The organism is Desulfobacterales bacterium, from assembly GCA_029211065.1.
Lineage (GTDB): Bacteria > Desulfobacterota > Desulfobacteria > Desulfobacterales > JARGFK01 > JARGFK01.
Window position 1 is genome coordinate 1 of record JARGFK010000013.1, and the last position, 18,964, is coordinate 18,964.

Genomic DNA, 18,964 nt, shown 5'->3' on the forward strand with positions numbered 1-18,964 from the left:
AGCAACAGGGTGTCTTGGCTCCTCCATAACCGCATACTACACCATGTGGTCGGTTGAGTAAAGTGCATACCCACTATATTATTTATTCCAAACTCGGGCCGAAACCTCTGCCTCGACCAGGGGCATAATCTCTTTGATGCATGCCCATCATTCTTTGCCCGTTAGTTAGTTTGTCTTCAATTCTGATGTACAAAAAGCGCAGCGAGTCGCCTTGATGGGTATTGTTGACAGACAATGTGGGCACGCTTTTGTTGTCGGCTCTCCCGAGGGCTTTTCCTCTTGCCTCTTGAGTTTATTTATATTCCGAATTATGAGAAATACCGCAAAAGCGACAATAATAAAGCTAATGATTGTGTTCAGAAACACACCGTAGTTAATTGTTACAGCACCAGTTTTTTGAGCTTCGGCAAGGGTAACAAATGGGCCGATGGTGGAACCAGCTTTTAAGACTAAAAATAGGTTAGAAAAATCAACGTTACCTAAAAGCATGCCGATAGGCGGCATGATGATATCTGCAACGAGTGATTTGACGATGGCACCAAAGGCTGCTCCGATTATGATTCCAACGGCCATATCAACTACGTTACCTCTCAAGGCAAACTCTTTGAATTCTTTAATCATAGCGGCATTCACCTTTCCCTTCAATCGATATCTCCATATAAAATCCAAAAAATTCAATCATGATCTGATCAGAATTGATACCCGAGAGTAAAAATATAAGCCGTATCGGTATTTTCAACTCCGGACGCAGGTTCGTTGTCCCAGTCGAAATTCACCTGGGCGGTTGAATTCAATCCCTGGTAGATCTTGAATCGAAATCCTGTCTGGCTCTGCAGGGATGTTTTTGACGTATTTTCCAGACTCATCAAACCGACATGATGATGAAAAAACTGGACGAAATCCTTGTAAAGAAGGTGGTCAAAATTGACAGCCCAGCGACCAGCAGCATAACTGTCATCATCCGCTACTATATAATCTTCGTTTACATAATTTGCTCCTAATTCAGCCGACAGATTGGTTGTCTTAGTCTCGAAGAATTGGTATCCTATACCTAAACCAAAGTTAGACCTTAAATTGAGATCCTTAAACGTGTCTTTGGTCCCGGCAGCGTTTGCGAGAAAATACCATTTTGGGGTTAAAAAATGGTCATATTTGATATAGCCGGTCTGATTGTCCACCGTCGTATCACCGCTATCCTCTGCGCGGTTATATCTGCCTCCCAGTGTGAAACGGTTTTTTTCACTTCGTGCGACCAGTTCCGCATCGCCATAATAGGTTTTGGTATCGGTGTTCCCATCGGTGATATTAATTCCAATATTGAACCGGCCCGACAATGTCACCGGAGGACCTGGAGGGGGCGGATTAATCCCCTTTACCTGGGTTAGCTGGAAGGTCAAGGGCATCTCCATCTGCTCGGATTTCATGCTTATTTTTCCATCTTCCCCGGAAATAATTACCCCTTGCAAAGAGGTGCCATCGCTGAAGAGCACCTTTATGGGAGCGTCTGTACGTATATTGACAATTTCAGACCAGGTAATGGTAATGTCACCGGCATAAGATGTTTTGAAAATAAGCTTTTGCGCTTTCATCGAGACGACGATTCCCTTAATACGGTCCCCGTTCTTGAGCCAGACATCATCGGCTCGAACGGTATTTCGATCTATGAGGATTGCAAGAACGGCAATTCCAAGCATTATTCGAAAAAATTTCATTTTGACCTCCTGAATTTATTTTAAGAAATAAAATGAATTCCTATAAGTTCGGAAGTAAATTTAGGGCAGCGTGGCATTTGAATCGAAATGGTGCCCAAGCAGAACAGATACTCAATAGTTGTCGGTTTCGCCGGAAAGTGCGGTCACTTTGCATCGGACGTTATTAATGCCCTGGTCAGCACAGCGTATGCATTTACCATGAGTGTAAATCTTGGCATAATCCCCAAACGTTAAACAGCTGTCTGTTTAATCGATTGATTCACTTGATTCCGCTTTCTTTAGGACTACCATGTTGAGTGGGGCCGATTTGCCTTGCTTATCCTGGCCCGCATATAGCGTTACGTGCGGGTAAGGAATTTCAATGTTTTTTTCATCAAAGGCTTTTTTTAATCTCCTGTTGAACTCCCGACCCACTGCCCACTGACGAATCGGCTTTGTCTTCGTGCGTGCCTTAATGATAACAGCTGAATCCGCAAATTGATCCAATCCGAGAATTTCAATAGGTTCAAGTATATCGTCTTTAAATGAAGGGTCATTCCGTAGTTCCTCATCAACTTGCTTGATAACTTCAATAACTTCATCCACATTTTCTCTATAGGCCACACCTATGTCAAACACATATCGGCCGTAGTCTTTGGTCATATTGGTGACCACTTGAATCTGCCCATTGCGAATATAGTGAACATTTCCAGCCAGATCTCTTAAAACCACAAGTCTTAAGCTCATTCATTCAACCAAACCGCCTTTATCGGCAATTTGCACAACATCGCCAACACGAACCTGGTCCTCCATCAATATAAAAAACCCGCTGATAACATCCTGTACCAAGTTTTGTGCTCCAAAACCGACGGCCAGTCCGACAATTCCGGCAGCAGCCAAGATTGGTCCGATTTCAATGCCGAGTTCCCCCATCATCGTGATGGCAGCCACAATAATGATTGCAGTAAATAAAGTATAATGAATTACGGAACTGAGAGTGTCTGCACGTTTCTGGAATTCAGGGTCCTTCTCTTTTTTAGATGCTGGAAAAATCCTGGTAGATATAAACCGGGCCGCCCCTTAGAGCCACCAATGTGAGAATCACAATGAGCAAGACTCTTATCCCACTGGTAAGAAGCCATTTGCTAATCAGTTCAAAGTATTTTTGAATATTCATAATTTCCTCCCTATCAAATTTTGTGAACTTGTAACGGCCCTTTCCTACATCACGAAGATAGAAGATATAAACCAGTATAAAAGTATGATTTCGAATGTCAATACACGAATCTTATTATCCATCTGACTCAATGACTTTCCCCAAGATATAACTCCATTGAGCCGGAGCCCTAATGCGCCGCGTCGATTTCAACAATGGGCGCTGATTGTCGTCCCACCTTAATCTAACCGGATCTTACCTAAAATAGGGTGATCAATGTATTTATGCTTGACTATAACCTGCCTGCATCCCATGCGAGCGTAAACAACGGGTCTTGAAGCAGTTTTTTGCATTAATTGAAAGACTTGGATTTTATATGCGGTGGTACTGAATCAAGTGGTGTAGGGGACTGGTTTAGATGGGGCTCCATCACAGGGATGGTTAAAAAAAGTGGTTTGGATGGAACTTATTTGCTGGTTTGGTTTAGCAGTATATTGATTCTGAGTAAAATAAGGGCTTTTAACGCGGTGTTTGTGGGGGTAAATGAAGGATGACGGTAGTAATAATATCGTAGAACATCATTAAAGTAGAACCATCCACCATCAGAACCATCAACAATCAAACCCTTCAACCTGGCAGGCATAACCAAAGTCAGCATCAACCTTTTCACAAACAACTGTCCATACGTTTGGAAATCGGTCAATTGTTGACAAATGCCTGATTAAAGGGGATAAATTGTTAGCAAAATGGGTGTGTCGCTTACCTTGATCTGATCTGAAACCGAACCTTCCAAAACCGCTCCTTTTCAACACGCCCGAAACTTAATGATACAGCGAGAATCCATGAGCATGGCGGGTGTTTCGTCTAGATGCAAGAATTGTTTAAATTGCTTCGTTTTCGGCGATGTTTTGACTTGGTATAGATGCAGAGCAACAAAACGCAAAATTGCATAGGCGTTCTTGTTTCTCATTTGACAAATGAGGTAACTTAAATTATCATGTGTACACATTTTATAAATATATAAGGACTCGTGTTATGGAAACAATCGGCATAAGAGAGTTAAAGGAAAACCTGAGCCGTTACATGCAGAAAGTGAAAACCGGCGAGAAAATTATTGTGACTGACCGTAAAAAAGAGATCGCTGTCATCATGCCTCTCGAAAAAAACGCCAAAGAAGAGAAAATATATCAGTTGATTCAGCGGGGCGCGGCCTTCTGGTCCGGCGGTAAACCGGCTGGTATGAAGAAGCGCATTGTTTCAAGGGGCAGGAGTGTATCCAGCGCCGTTATTGAGGACCGGCGGTAACCATATGATCGGATATCTTGATACCAGTAGCCTGGTGAAACTATATGTGGAGGAAGACGGATCATCGCAAGTGGACGACATCGTCAGATCTTCTGAAGTTACGGCCACATCCATTGTTGCTTACGCTGAGGCGAGGGCTGCTTTTGCCCGCAGATATCGCGAAAAGGCTTTTACATCATCCGAGTATCATCGCATTAAAAAGTATTTTGAAAAAGATTGGAACAGCTATCTTATCCTGAACCTAACAAGAGAGATTGTCAGGCTGGCCGGTGATCTGGCGGAGAAACATGCTCTGAGGGGATTTGATTCTATCCATTTAGCATCGGCCTTATCCATGCGGCGGGAATTATCCGCTCCAATCGTTTTCTCTTGTTTTGACGACAATCTTCAAAAAGCATCTGAGCTTGAAAACTTGATCAAATTCAATTGAACTCCGATCGAGATTAAATGCTGGACCTTCTGATTTTTTTTAAGACTCCCTTTTGTATGTTTAAATCTGTCATTTTTTCATAAATGCAAGAATTGTTGAGTTGGCAACGCCGTCATTTTGTATATCGGCGGGTCATAATATGTTGTGGTGGTAGTCATGAGGTTTTGTTGCATGTCCTCGAAGAATCCGCAGCCGCGGAGAGAGGGGTCGCGGAGTGTCTGTCGGGGAATCATACGCAATGATATACGGTGCGGCCCTCAATTCGTGACAGGCGCTGTGCCAAAGGAACGGTTCGTGAGCCGCGGCAGGCTTATTATGCATGCCGATTTGATTAGATTGATGTATCAATCATTGCTCTTTAAGTCCGGGTCGGGGGTATTGATTTCAATATGATAGACGGTACATTTGAGAGACAGATTCCTGCTTGAAATTATTGATCGTTAAAAGGGAGGTACTGGAATCATGAAGCAAAAGCATTCAATACGATTCAGCATCATTGCCGTGCTGTTGGGATTAGGCGTGTTTTGGGCTCTAGTTTCAGCTCAGGACGTCGCAACCAAGGGCTATCCCAATGAAAACTTCCTGGCTGATGCCCAGTGGCTGAACAGCCACATCAACGACCCCAAACTGGTCATTGTTGACGTTCGGGAAAAGAAATACCTCAAGGATGTTTTCATTCCCGGTGCGATCCATCTGGAATGGAAACAATTTCAGGAGTCGGCCACGGCGCGAGGCATCGGCGGTGTGTTTATCGGGGTTGATCGGGCACAGGCGATATTAGGCCAGGCCGGTATCGCGCGCGGCGACACCGTGGTTCTTTACGATACCATAGACCGCGATGGCGGAGCCACCTCGTCCTATCTTTTCTGGGTGCTGGATGTATTGGGGCATGGCAGCAAGATGGTTCTGGAGCGTGGCATCGAAGCTTGGGTTGAAGCCGGCTTTAAAACCGCTGCCGGGCCGCGCCCGGCCGAACCGGTTCTCTACCAGGCGCCCGTGCAGGAGTTGCGAATGGATCGCTGGGCGGATGGCGCGTTTATCCAGGCCCGACTGGGAGACCCTTTTTACCAGATCCTGGATGTCCGCTCAGCGGATGAATACCTCGGCGTCAAACTCAACGAGGGCCTGGACGGCAAGCCCCTGAAAGCGGGTCATATACCGAGTGCCTACAACGTCGAGTACAAACAAAATTGGGGCGATGGGAAAAGTAAGGCGGTCAAGACCTATGCCGACTTGCAGACGCTGTATGCCGGGTTGGATCCTAACCGCAGTGTGATCACCTATTGTCACTCCGGGCGCCGGGGGTCGTTTTCGTATTTTATCCTGCGCTTGATGGGGTTTGAAAACGTATCCCTCTACGATTCATCCTGGTTCGAGTGGGGTAACAACGGTCTCTTCTTCCCGGTCGAAACTCAGGCCCGCCGCCTGGTGGGTGGATTGCCCGGCGCGAGTGCGCAAGACGCCGCCAAAGGCGCCCCCCTTGCGAATCAGAAGAAATCGGAAGCCGGTTCCAAAAGCGCCGGCGGATACGTTTCCTGTGGAGGATGATCGCCATGAAAAATAATAACACATCCGTTTATTGGAATATTTATCCGGCGGCAATCGCGCTGGCCGGCATCATTGTATTCATTTTTGCCACCTTCGGTCCCCCGGCGTCATCGAGCGGTTTCGTGAGTGCCCTGAAAGGATTGCTGCAGGCCGTGGCGCCCGACTATGCCGCGTCCAAGGCGCATTACCAGTCGATCCCCGGACCCGGGTCGTGGCTGCTGGCGTTTGTGCTGGGCATGGCCATCGGCGGTTTCATCGCCGGCCGGACGTTTCCCCGGCCGGTCCGTGACGTGCCCGAAATCTGGGAGGCTAAATTCGGGCCGGGCCGCATGCGGCGCTATGTCGTCACCTTCCTGGGCGGTTTCCTGATCCTTTTCTCTTCACGGCTGGCGGGTGGATGTACGCTCGGTCTGTTTATATCCGGATCGACGCAGCTGGCCGTGAGCGGGCTCTATTTCGGCGCCTTGATTTTCGGTGCGGCCATGCTGACGAGCCGCTTCATCTATGGCAAACAAAAAGGGAGGTAAACCCATGGAAAAAGTCTTGCTTGGACTCATGGCGGGAATCGCCTTTGGCTTTGTCATCCAGAGGGTTGGGGCGACGAACGCGGATAAAATGGCGAAAGCCCATTTAATGATCGAACCGCAAATCCCCCAGTTTATGCTGCTGGCTGTGATATTTGCCGCCATCGGGGTCTTCGGCCTGAAGCTCGCCGGCATCGGGCGCTTCTTGCCGCTGCCCACCAGTATTGTGGCCACCGGTTTGGCTGCTATTCTCTTCGGGGTCGGCTGGGGAATGACCGGATACTGTCCGGGAACGTGCTGGGCGGCGGCCGGGGAAGGTCGGGGGGATGCTATTTTCGCCTTGCTGGGCGGTTTTGTCGGCGCCGCCGTTTTTGCCGCTTTTCATGAGGCCCTAATTCCGGTGCTCTATTTACCAACCAATATAGGCCAATTGACGCTGGATGGATTGTTCAACAGTGCTGCCGCCGGACTTTTCTTATTGGTTTTGGTGTTCGCCGGCGGGGTCGTCATGATTGGCCGTTTGTGGCAGAAAAATGAATCTACCTATTAAATACGGCCTGGTCGCATGGCTCGTTTTACTCGCCGCCTGCAGCGGCGAGCAAAGCCAGGCACCGGCAAAAATCCCCCGTGGTTATTATGCAACACTCCGCATTGTCGCAGATGGGCGCCAACTCCATATTGGACCGTTTGTCGGGTACTACTTTAAACCGGCAGATCCGAGCGATTTCAGCCGTATGGATTTCATTTGCCTCAATGAGCGCCAGTTCTACACCAAAGATTTACCCGACGGTGCCAAACTCTATGAAGGCGAGGCCATTCAAACCACTTTGCCGCGGGAGATACCGCTTCCAGAGGCAGAGGGTGACCGCATGCGCCCGATTTTCGACAAGGACATTCCCGCCGCCTGGTGGGCCACTATGCCACCGCCGCAGGAAGAATTCATTCACTTTCACTCCTGTTACGATGCGGCCGGCCCGGTCCATACCGGCTACTGGCTCAGGCATCGGGCGGTTGCAGCTTTTACCTATGATATGGGCGGGCGTGTTGGGCCTGAAAGTATCCTTTATCACCGCGTAAATATTGGAACGGACCGCGAGTTTGCTCGAATCGTTGAATTCGATTGGGGCCCTTAGCAAAACAGCAATAATAATTATCCGAAGCGAAAAAAAACGAAAACCCATCTACAGAAAAGGAGAAAATTATGGTTAATTGTGCTGAAATGAAAAAAGGCGATATTTTCAAATGCGAAAAATGCGGCCTTGAGCTCCAAGTTGTCAGGACGTGTTCCTGCTCTGCCGGAGAAGAGGTCTCGTGTTTGGTTCCTTTGCAGTGTTGCGGCCAAGACATGGAAAAAAATAGAGATCACTATTTAAATAACAGAATGAATTCATAAAGAAATTAGAAAGAAGATAAAGAGATGTATAAAAAAGTATTAGTTCCGCTTGATGGTTCAGAGTTGGCCGAGTGCACGTTGTCCCATGTTAAAACCCTTCTTAAAGATGGATTCGTTGGAGAAGTGACCCTTCTAAATATAGTCAAGTTTGATGTTCCATGGGCTCAAATCAGGTCCGAACAGCACCATGCCATTGATCTCGATGCGATCAGAAAACCGCTCTTTGCTGAATCAAGGAAGTATCTTGCAAATGTAGAATCCCAGCTTGTTTCCGAAGGGATTAAGGTAAAAACGGAGTCGCTGGAGGCTAACCGGCCTGCAGATACCATCACTGAGTACGCCAAGGAAAAAGGCATGGATATGATCATTATCGGCACCCATGGTTATACCGGACTGAAAAAGCTGATGATGGGCAGCGTGGCTTCTGGTGTTCTTAATCAATCCCATATACCCGTGCTCCTGATTAGGCCGGAGTCTTGCCAAATATAGGTAATATATGGCGAGCAGATGTCAGGTACTATGAATATTTGGTACTTCAGCACGCAAAAGGGATAGGCGATGGGAGATGTCTGGTTTGCGTTTGGCCTAACCCTGTAATGAAAGGGGACATTCTATAAGAATTCAATACGTAGATTTTTTTAGATGACGAGCTTTGATATTCCAATCAAAAAAGTTATTAAATTGATAAAGAGCGTCCCACTTTACCCATAACGTGGCAACGTCCATGCAACTAACTACCGGCCTTGCAAAAAAACGAGCTGAGAATAAGAAAAACACTCGGCTTTTCCAAGCCATGGAATGGAAAACGATTCGGTTCCTATTGATTAACCGTGCCGGTCGCATTGCCTGGAATAATGGAAGTAAAGTGCTCCAAATGACCAAAAATCTAAAAACCAAAGAACTATATGAGAAAATATCAAACTCACTTTCGGACATACAATTCAAAAAAGCAGCCTAATTTTTCGCTCATTTAGGGTTATAAATAAGTAATTATTTGACATTCTCATATTTTTAGTTAAGTATTCAAAAAAATGATAGTTCTATATATGAGAATGATGCCGGTCACATCCCTTTTATTGATAGCCATCGCGGTTTATTTAAAATACTTGATCCCTTGTTTTTTTAGGGGTGGTATTTTTTGCTTGGCAAATCGTTCCAACCGGGTGAATTCAAGACAAGCACGCAAAATCTGATATTTATTTTCGCCGACAGGAGGTTAGATGCGGGCCTTTTTTTGAAAAATCAATCTGTCATGTAAGGGGCAATGGTGATTGACCAGAGAATCCCCCTCTTGAATCTTCAAACTCGTTTTCAAGCATGCCAACATGCTCTTGGATTAGCTGATGCTGACACTCTCTCGAACGTTTCTTTGGTTTTGTCTGTCATGGTCATGTGGATGGCCCCGGCCGTATTCGCGCAATCCCCTGCAGACATTGAGGCCGCGAAACGCCAGTTAGAAATCATTCAACGCCAGGAGCAGGAGCGCCTTCGGCGCGATCAGGAAGAAGCCAGTCGCCGATCCAAACCCTCTGAGCCCACCGATACAAAACCGCTGTAACCCAAGATTGAAGTGCCGGCCATCGGCGCACCCTGCCGTGAAATCAAGACCATCACCATCAACGGCGCCCCCAACCTCCCCGCTTCGGTACGTAAACGCATCATCACCGAATTCACCGGCCGCTGTCTCAATGTGGGCGATATCGAACGTATTCTGGCCGAGATCACCAAAAGCTATATTGACCGCGGCTATATCACCACACGCGCCTACCTGCCGCCGCAGGATTTGAGCAAGGGGCATCTCGAAATCCTTGTCATCGAAGGCGTCGTGGAAAAAATCATCATCGAGGATGGTAACGCCAACAGCATTTCGATCGGCAACGTGTTTCCGGGTGTCGAAGGTGACCTGCTGAACCTGCGGGATCTGGAACAAGGACTGGACCAGATCAACCGCCTTGCCTCCAACGACGCACAGCTCGATATTCAACCTGGAGAAAAACCGGGCACAAGCCGCGTTGTTGTTCGCAACCAGCCCCGCTCCCGATTTCACTTTTACGCCACGGTAGACAACCAGGGGTCTGAATCCACAGGAGAACTACAAGCCGGCCTGACTGCCAGCGGGGACAATCTGCTGGGGTTTAACGAAATGCTTTCTGCGACGCACCGGGAGTCCATCCCCGGCGATTCGGGTCATAAAGACGCCAGAAGCAACAGCGTATATTTCAGCCTCCCCTTCGGGTATACCACCCTTTCCCTGGGTGCCAGCCGTTCAGACTATGACAGCCCGATTCGCTTGTCCAGCGGCCGCGAACTCATCGCCAGTGGTAAGGACGAAATCAATTATGTACGCCTCGATCGGGTAATGTACCGCAATCAATCTACCCACTTCTGGCTGACATCCATGCTCACCACCAAAACAACAAAAAATTATCTTGACGATCAATTCCTGAATGTGAGTAGCCGCAGCCTTACCGTGCTCGATCTGGACGGCAACCTTTCGACCGGTTTTTTGGGGGGCGTGCTCACCCTGAATCTCGGTTACGCTCAAGGTCTGGACGCACTGGGTGCGCTGCATGATCCGGATCATCTGCCGGATTGGGCCGCGCGCGCCCAGTTCGGCAAGTACAAGGCCGGACTCAACTACGCGCGCCCCTTTCGTCTGTTCAATAAAAACGCCAGTTTCTCCAGCCAGGTGAGCGCTCAAAAAGCCAACGACACGCTTTATGGCAGCGAGCAAATCTCCATTGGCGGCCTCTACTCCGTTCGCGGTTATGTTCACAATACCCTGGCGGGTGATGACGGCTACTACTGGCGCAACGAAATCGCCCTGCACCAACCGCTGGCCATCGGCAGCAACACGATTTCAACCCGCATCTACGCCGGCTATGACACCGGCAAGGTGGAAAATCGCGCCACGACCTTACAGCAGAGCCACCTGTCCGGCATGGTTGTCGGTCTGTCGGCTTACTGGCGGGACGTCTCTCTGGATCTGTTCAACACCTGGCCGCTGACCACCCTGCCCGATACCATGCCCAAGGAATCGAGTCAGATCTGGTTCCGTATCTCTTACTCAATTTAGGAGCGCTCTATGAATCGCAGTTACCGACTAATTTTGAATATACAAACGGGTTCCTGGGTTGCCATCGTCGAAACGTTTCACTTTTGCTGCCAGGGCATCGGCCGCGCTGTCTTCAGAACCGTTCTCGTTGCGCTGATTGCGTGCGGATCCGGAATGGCACCGGCAATGGCCGAGTCACCTGCCACCACGGTCGTGCCCGCCGGCGGCAAGACCAAGGCCTATATATCCGCAAACGGGGTACCGGTGGTGGACATTAAGACCGCAAACGCGGCCGGGCTCTCGCATAACCGCTACCTCCGTTACGATGTCGAGACAAACGGCCTGGTGCTCAACAACGGCAACAGCAGTCAGCTTGAGCGTCAATCCCAGCTGGCTGGACGCGTGCCGGCCAACCTGAATCTGGGAGCTGAAGCCAGGGTCATTCTAAACGAAGTGGTGTCCACCCGTCGCAGTACGCTCGCCGGTTTCACCGAAGTCCTCGGCGGCAAGGCCGACGTCGTCGTGGCCAACCCCAATGGCATCACGTGCAACGGTTCCGGGTTCCTCAACACCAACCGCGTCACGCTCACCACCGGCACGTCCAATATCGCGGCCGATGGCAGCCTGAAGGGCTTTAGCGTCAACCGCGGCGATGTGCAGATAGGCGCCGGAGGTGCGAATGCCAGTGCCCAGGAGATTTTTGATATCGTCGCCCGGTCGGTGAACCTGAGCGGTAAGATCAATACCCCTGCAGGCGGCAGCCTCAATCTGACCACCGGCAACAATATCTGGAACTACAGCGGCCGCAATGTAAGCGGTGCGGTTACGGGCAGCGGCACAGCGCCCACCTACGCTGTCGATTCCAGCGCCCTGGGCGGTATGTATGCGGGCAAAATCCGGATTCTGAGCACCGAAGCGGGGGTGGGCGTGCGCATGCTGGGCGAAGTCGCGGCCAGCGCCGAGGATTTCACGCTGAGCAGCGCCGGCAAGATCGAAATTCAATCGGCGGTAAGCGCCGCGCGGGATGCGCGCCTCACGTCAACCTCCACCAGCAGCAGCGAGGATCTCTTTTTGAACGGCGCGGGCGCCAAAGTTTCCGCCGGCCGCGATCTTACCCTCTCCGCCGCCGGCGGCCAAATCAAACTAAGCGCGGGCGAGCTATACGCCGCCAACAACCTCACGCTCACCGGCGCCACCCTGAGCGATGTTTCCACCAGCGCGCAGACGCGTTTCGCCGGGGTCAGCAACACACTCACCACCACGGGTTCGGCCGGCATCGACGGCAGCGTATGGGGAGCGGGGAGCGCGCTGTCCGGCACTTTCGACAGCCTCTCGGTGGGCACCAACGGCGCCACGATGTATGCGGACAGCACCCTGGACCTGACTGCCGCCAATGATCTCTCACTGGCCACGGCAGCAGTTCGTTCTGCGGGGGACATGACCCTTGCCGCCGGCGCGGGCACGCTCAGCACCACAGCCGGAACGGATCAGGGCATCCAGACCACTGCCGGCAACCTGAGCCTGACGGCGGGCAACGGACTCACCAATGCCGGAACGATGACATCCGACGCCGGCAGCGTCACGGCCCGCATCGACGGCGCGTTCGTAAACAGCGGCACGCTGCATGCCAAAACCACGCTGGATATTGCTGACAAGACAAACGGCAGCAGCGAAAACGTTACCAACAGCGGCACCTTGTTGGCAGACGCTACCCTGCAGCTCAAAGGCGACGATATCGTCAACACCGGCGAAATTCAGGCCGTGCAGGGGACACACCTGGATGCCGCAACGTTTGCCAACGCGGGTGGCGCGGCCAAATTCATCGGCAGCACCCAGGTCGGATCGGGCACCACCCTGAACGTGAGCGATTCCTTCAGCAATGAGAGCACATTGCAATCGGCAGGCGCGCTGAACGTGACGGCGGGCTCTATGCTGGTCAACTCAGGCGGGATGTTTGCCCTGCGCGATGGCAACGGCGGCAGCAATGGCGCTGTGGCGCTGCAGGCAGGCAGCATTGACAACAGCGGTACCATCGATGGCGGCGGTACATTCACGGCCACTGCAACGGCGACTGTCGGCAACAGCTTTGACAACAGCGGCAATCTCCAGGGCGGCGGCGCAATGGCCCTTGATGCGGGCAACCAGTTCAGCAACCAGGGTGCCGGCACGGTGGTCGGTGAAAGCTCTTTGAGCATCACTTCCAGCCGCAGCGCGTTCACTCTCGACAACGCCGGCCTGCTGCAATCGACAGGTCTTATGACGCTGGGTGAAAACGGCCATCTGGTGACTCTGGACAATGCAGGCACGGGCGGCATCCTGGGCGAGAATCAGATCGCCATTACCGGCGGCGCCCTGACAAATGCCGGCACAATGCAGGCGGCAACGGGAGCTGTTGTGACCGGCAGCAGTTTCGCCACTAGCTGCGGGACTTCCAAGTTTCTGGTATCCACGGCAGCGGGTGTTGACGGCAGCCTGACGCTGACCGGCGCCTTCAATAACGAGGGCACCCTGCAATCGGCCGGCGGTCTCAATGTCAACAGCACCGGCACCCTTGCCAACAGCGGCACCATCAAGACTACCGGTACCGGTGATACGCTGGCATTGACCGGTACCACGCTCACCAACAGCGGCTATATCGACAGCGCCGATCTCACCACGCTCACGGCGACGACTACGAGTGGCACGACGCTTACCAACAGCGGGCAGGTGACGAGTGTGGATGCCCTTTCCATTGTTACCGGGGGGAACCTCGTTAACACCTCGACCGGCAACCTGATGGGAGACGGCGCAGTTTCAATCACCTCGCCCTCGGCCGGTTTTACCCTCATCAACGACGGCCGCATCGAGTCGGGCAGCACGCTCAGCCTGGGTGGCGCCGGGCATGTGGCCGGCCTGACAAACAACAGTTCGGGTGTTCTGTTTGCAGGCACCGGATTGGGCATCATTGGCGGCAGCCTTAATAACCAGGGCAAGATCACCGCGACTTCCGGTACGGCAATGAGCCTGAGCGCTCTAACCAACGGCAGCACCACCAACAGCAGTGCGGTGATTCTGGGCGCCACCACGTCGGGCGAAAGTTCCATAAGCGTTTCGAATTCCCTCAGCAACTACGGCGCCATTCATTCGAATGCTAAATTGGGGATCACTGCCGGTGGTATTTCCAACAAAGATACCGGCGGCATATCTTCTCTCACTACGCTGAACCTCACCGCCACAGGCGCCGGCAGCATTGACAACTACGGAGCCCTGTATGCCGGCACAGTCATGAATCTCACAGCCGACGGCGGCTCTATTTATAACCGCGCCCCTACTGATACCACCAGCGGCGGCACCATTGACAGCGGCGGCACCCTGACCACCAGCAGCACCAACTTTACTAACAACCATGCGGTGGTGACCACGGGTAACATCTCTATTAAGACCACCAACTCGTTCGTTAACGAAACGACAATTGAAGGGACTCCGATCACCAAGACACTGGGCGACCCTGTTAATGTTGCCAATGGCAATCTAACGACAAACTTTGCAATCAGCACAGAGGGCAGCGTGTTAAGCGGTATGTATGCGTATCTCAGGGAAAATAAATTTACCAGAACCGAGCAGCTCAGCGGCATAACCCTGGCCGGCTTGAACGCCTTGCCCAGGGCTCAGATCATCGCCAATGGGGCGGGCAGCAACCTCACCATCAATTATGGTCTCATCGGTCTTAACAAAATTGCCGTGCTTTCGGCGCCAACAATCAATATTGCAGGAACCGGCACCTTTACCAACGAAGACCTGACCCTCTACGAATACGAGTACACCAGGCGTTGGATAGTGATCGAGGACTATTATATCGATGGGGGTGCAGCAGCTGTGCATAGGGTAATGTGGGTGAGGAGCGACCCGAATTATTCCGGGTACACCGCCGTAGGTTCAGATAATGATAACTACGATACCTATAATCCGGGCCCGGGATGGTCTACGCCTTATACAGAAGCATTGGCTAATGCGGGTGGCTTACTTGGAAACACGACAGCCGTTCCCGGAGGAACCTCTGGTTCCGGCATCTTTGCCACAACGTTGAATGTTACCGGCGGCACGTTTCACAACGTGGGATCTCCCTGGCCAACGGATCCCGATAGGGCCATAGCGGGCGGACCCGGTAGCGAAGACGTAATTGAAAGATCTGGAAGCGGTGCTGATACCGAATCCGGCTTGCCAGTGGGTTCGGCAGGCGTGGACTTGCTGGGAGTTCCAAGCACAGTAGTCGCCGACAGTCCGCTTTCTTTTGTCGGGCTCAACCTGACGTTGCCCACCAACCCCAATGGCTACTTCGTCATCAGTCAGAATCCCGGCTCCGGCTATCTGGTGGAGACCAATCCGCTCTTTGCGGTCGGCTCAACGGTCGTCGGTTCCGATTACATGGCCGATCGTTATGGCTATGACCCGGACACGATTATCAAACGGTTGGGCGACGCCAATTACGAGGCGTACCTGGTTCGCCAGCAGTTGATCGCGCAGACCGGCAGCAATATCATAAATGGCTACGCCAATGAAGCCGACCAGATGATGCGCCTGATGGCGCAGGCGATCGACGAGGGCAATCGCGCTGGTTTTGTTTATGGCCAGGCACTTACTGACGACCAGATAGCCAACCTGCAGGAAGACATCGTCTGGATGGTGGAAACCACGGTCGCCGGTCAGAACGTTCTCGCACCGGTGGTCTATCTGGCGGCCGGCACCCGTGATGCCATCATGACCGGCGCGGTGATTGCAGCCGCTAACGTCACCATGACTGTGGACGCGCTGACCAACACCGGCGGAACCATCAGCGGGTCCACATCGCTTGATATCACCTCCCAGGGCGACATCACCAACACCAGCGGCACCATCAAGGGTGGAGAGGTCGGGCTGACTTCCACCGAGGGCAGTATCGTTAACCAGACTCAGGTCGAAGGCGCCGGTGATGGGACAACCTACACCACCACTATCGGCAAGACGGCTGGCATTGAAGCGACCGGAAACCTTGATATGGATGCCGGGAAAGACATCTCGGTCACGGGCGCCGACGTGACAGCCGGCGGCGACGCCTCGCTCACGGCGGGCGGTGATATCACTTTCGACACCATCATCGATAAAACCACCGGCACGACCGGTTCATTTTCTACCGACGACTCCCAGATCTCAAGTGAAACCACGACCACCACGACCGAGAAAAATATCGGCTCGACGCTGCAAACGGGGGGCAATCTTTCCCTGCAGAGCGGCAACGACACCACGATCGCGGGCAGCGATGTAACCACCGGAGGTGATCTGGAGGTGAACGCCGGCGGCGACTTCAACGTCATATCCCGCCAGGATACAACGACGACCAGTTCCGTGGAAACCAAATCTGGCATGGGTGTGGGCGGGGGCGTGTGGGGCACGGAAAAAACCACCACCGACAGTTTTACCGGCACCAATGTCGGATCGACCGTCACGGTCGGCGGCAGCGCCACGGTCATGGCCGAAAAGGAGATGACCCTTCAGGGCTCGGACGTGACGATTGCCGGTGATGCGGATATCAACGCCAAAGAGGGCATCCATATCCTCGACGGTCTGGATGAACAGCGGACCACCACCACCACCACCACCGAGACCACGACCATTTTAAAGACGGACAACTCCGGCGAAGCGAGCTCGGATTCCGCATCCGCGAGTCAGCCCGACAGCACCAGTGCCGGTGACAGCGCGGAAGCCAGTGCCGCGGCCTCCGGGTCCTCGGATATCAAGCTGACCGAGACCACCACGACAACGACCACCTCCGCCTCTGATACCAGCGTCTCCTCCAACTTCACCGTCGGCGGCAAGCTGAAGGCGACAACGGAAGGGACCCTGACGGTTCAGGGATCGAACGTGGCGTCCGGCGGCGAAATGGAACTGGATGCCAAAAACATCGAGGTGCTCACCGGTCGCAATGAGACGTCATACAGCAAAACAACCACCAGCACGTCAATCGGTCTTTTCAATGATGGTGAAGCGTCTGCCGATGCGGATGCAACGTTTAACGACAATAATGGTAATGATAATCAAATAAACGCAGCCGCCTCTGCCGCTGCGGATGCCAGCGGCACCTCCACCATGGGTGTCAGGATGGTTGATACGGAGCAAACTTCCTACAGCCTTACCAATACCGCTTCTTCCATAAAATCAGGCGGCGATCTTTCCCTTAAGGTAAAAGAAACCGCATCAACTAAAGAGGTAAGCCTCGAGACAACCGCCACAACAAACAAAACGACGACCTTTAAGGCCGGCGGCGATTTTAACCGAACCGCCACAGACACGATCACTGACCAGGGTACGCAGGTCTCGGCAGGCGGCAATATTACCCAAGCGGCACAAACAATAACAGATATTGCTGTTTCTGATTCCACTGCGACAACCAGCTCATCCTCAAGTGAGGATATTATGGTCGGTGTCGGCGCCGGTGCTTCAGGTGGCGGTGAAGATTTAGGCGGTGCCGGCGCAGGGCTGCGTGTCAGATATGATAATAGCAGCGAAGATACAGAAAATACTTCATCCACGGCTGTAACCAGCAGCTTCACAGCGGGTGGCAATATCACTTCAACGTCAAAAGATAAAACAACCCTTGTCGGCACCGAGTTGAAGGCAGGTGGTGACGTAACGCTTAACGCAGGATCACTCGACTATCAGGCCGCTCACAATACGACCAGCTCGGATACAAGCTCTGAGAATATCAATGCCGCCGTTGATGTCGATGTTGTCGGCACCAGCGGATTTAATCTGGAAGGCGGGTACGCAACCGAAGACAGTTCAAGTAAAACCTCTACCGCAAAAACCGGCGGCATTACAGCCGGTGGCAACCTCAACATAAACACTGCGGGCGATGCCACTCTTGAGGGCACACAACTTGAGGCAGGCAAGGATGCAAACCTCAACATCGGAGGCGATTTAAATTTTAAAAGTGCGGTTGACACCGCCGAAAGCAGCTCTGAAAGCCTTGATGCCGGCGGGGCACTGGGCGCATCGAAAAAAAGCAAAACAAAGAAAAGCGGTGGAAAAACAAATAAAAACAGCAGCAGCGGAGGGAATGGGAAAGAGGTAACAAAAGCGGGTCAGAAATCATTGTTCAACTACAATTCTTCCGAAGATGAGGGTTCCAGCAGTACCGCCAGAGTTGGCAGTATAACTGCCGGAAGCGGGGATGTTAACATTAAAACCGGGAATGACGCCACTTTCGTCGGCACCAAGGTACAATCAGAAAACAATATCTCAATAGAGTCTGGCGGCACGGTTAACCGAAACGAAGCAACCAGCACAGTGACGGGATCATCGAGCAGTGTAGATGTTGGTTTGAAGAGCATAAATAGCGTCAGCAAACAAGCCTTGCCTAAGGATAAGACGGTGACGACGTTTAAAAACACAAACGAGGGTACTTTTAATATCGATAATACCGAAACAAATAATTCAAGCACTGCCGAAACAATTTTCAACTCAGGCGGCACGACCACCATTAACGGTCAAGATGCCGGCAATTGATAATCTCAGAAAATAGAATGTCGAGCAGATAATTTGAGTAGTTTTGGTAAAAATGATCGGCAGAGATATACAGGTGCAAGATCTCTATCAGAGCACCTGTCAGACAGGATTGAAACTAGCAATTTCAACGTGTACTGTCTTGTATGAGTTTTTACAATTAAGGTTCATTCGGTTAATGAGTAAATGGGGACATTCTATAGTCCTCGTGTCAAGTATTTTTTTTAACCCCGTAATATCAAAAAGTTGTGATCTTCGCGAAAATTTGGGCTCACTTCTCCTCTGGTGCTGACATTTCTTTTCGGCGAGGTTCTCTCCTCTCGGCGAACTCACTGCCTGAGCGT

The 18,964-nt window shown here is 51.6% G+C and carries 13 protein-coding genes and 1 pseudogene; 11 read left to right on the top strand and 3 right to left on the bottom strand.

Features of this window, described 5'->3' with window-relative positions:
- Window positions 1–165 precede the first annotated feature (165 nt).
- The 3 genes and pseudogenes from mscL to P1P89_04565 form a co-directional block, all read right to left on the bottom strand.
- Entirely contained in the window at window positions 166–621 is a 456-nt protein-coding gene (gene mscL / locus P1P89_04555) for a large conductance mechanosensitive channel protein MscL (protein ID MDF1590767.1), read from the bottom strand.
- A 68-nt stretch (window positions 622–689) separates the two neighbouring features.
- Window positions 690–1,712: a DUF481 domain-containing protein gene (locus P1P89_04560; GenBank protein MDF1590768.1), complete on the bottom strand. Its 1,023-nt coding sequence runs from the start codon at window positions 1,710–1,712 to the stop codon at window positions 690–692.
- A 246-nt stretch (window positions 1,713–1,958) separates the two neighbouring features.
- Window positions 1,959–2,645, bottom strand: a pseudogene (locus P1P89_04565) (mechanosensitive ion channel family protein).
- A gap of 1,237 nt (window positions 2,646–3,882) precedes the next feature.
- Between P1P89_04565 and P1P89_04570 the strand changes: the two are divergent.
- From P1P89_04570 to P1P89_04620, 11 genes are all read left to right on the top strand, one after another.
- The gene (locus P1P89_04570; GenBank protein MDF1590769.1) at window positions 3,883–4,152 is read left to right on the top strand and encodes a type II toxin-antitoxin system Phd/YefM family antitoxin; all 270 of its coding nucleotides are present in this window, start codon (window positions 3,883–3,885) and stop codon (window positions 4,150–4,152) included.
- A 4-nt stretch (window positions 4,153–4,156) separates the two neighbouring features.
- On the top strand, window positions 4,157–4,582 hold the full coding sequence (locus tag P1P89_04575; GenBank protein MDF1590770.1) for a type II toxin-antitoxin system VapC family toxin: 426 nt from the start codon (window positions 4,157–4,159) through the stop codon (window positions 4,580–4,582).
- 462 nt (window positions 4,583–5,044) lie between these two features.
- Window positions 5,045–6,130 carry a rhodanese-like domain-containing protein gene (locus P1P89_04580; GenBank protein MDF1590771.1) on the top strand — a complete coding sequence of 362 codons (1,086 nt, stop codon included), beginning with the start codon at window positions 5,045–5,047 and terminating at the stop codon, window positions 6,128–6,130.
- A gap of 5 nt (window positions 6,131–6,135) precedes the next feature.
- Complete coding sequence (locus tag P1P89_04585; GenBank protein ID MDF1590772.1) at window positions 6,136–6,657, top strand: YeeE/YedE thiosulfate transporter family protein; 522 nt, start codon at window positions 6,136–6,138, stop codon at window positions 6,655–6,657.
- A gap of 4 nt (window positions 6,658–6,661) precedes the next feature.
- A complete protein-coding gene (locus P1P89_04590; protein MDF1590773.1) occupies window positions 6,662–7,204 on the top strand; it encodes a YeeE/YedE thiosulfate transporter family protein in 543 nt (180 codons plus the stop codon).
- The gene (locus P1P89_04595) at window positions 7,188–7,787 is read left to right on the top strand and encodes a hypothetical protein (protein MDF1590774.1); all 600 of its coding nucleotides are present in this window, start codon (window positions 7,188–7,190) and stop codon (window positions 7,785–7,787) included. The genes P1P89_04590 and P1P89_04595 overlap by 17 nt, the downstream gene beginning before the upstream one ends.
- 284 nt (window positions 7,788–8,071) lie before the next feature.
- Window positions 8,072–8,536 (top strand): universal stress protein, encoded by a 465-nt coding sequence (locus P1P89_04600; GenBank protein ID MDF1590775.1) that lies wholly within the window; start codon window positions 8,072–8,074, stop codon window positions 8,534–8,536.
- Between the two features lie 235 nt (window positions 8,537–8,771).
- Window positions 8,772–9,005: a hypothetical protein gene (locus P1P89_04605; GenBank protein ID MDF1590776.1), complete on the top strand. Its 234-nt coding sequence runs from the start codon at window positions 8,772–8,774 to the stop codon at window positions 9,003–9,005.
- Between the two features lie 306 nt (window positions 9,006–9,311).
- On the top strand, window positions 9,312–9,605 hold the full coding sequence (locus tag P1P89_04610) for a hypothetical protein (GenBank protein MDF1590777.1): 294 nt from the start codon (window positions 9,312–9,314) through the stop codon (window positions 9,603–9,605).
- Window positions 9,606–9,617: 12 nt separating this feature from the next.
- Window positions 9,618–11,123 (top strand): ShlB/FhaC/HecB family hemolysin secretion/activation protein, encoded by a 1,506-nt coding sequence (locus P1P89_04615; protein MDF1590778.1) that lies wholly within the window; start codon window positions 9,618–9,620, stop codon window positions 11,121–11,123.
- Window positions 11,124–11,132: 9 nt separating this feature from the next.
- The gene (locus P1P89_04620) at window positions 11,133–18,623 is read left to right on the top strand and encodes a hemagglutinin repeat-containing protein (GenBank protein ID MDF1590779.1); all 7,491 of its coding nucleotides are present in this window, start codon (window positions 11,133–11,135) and stop codon (window positions 18,621–18,623) included.
- Window positions 18,624–18,964: the final 341 nt, after the last annotated feature.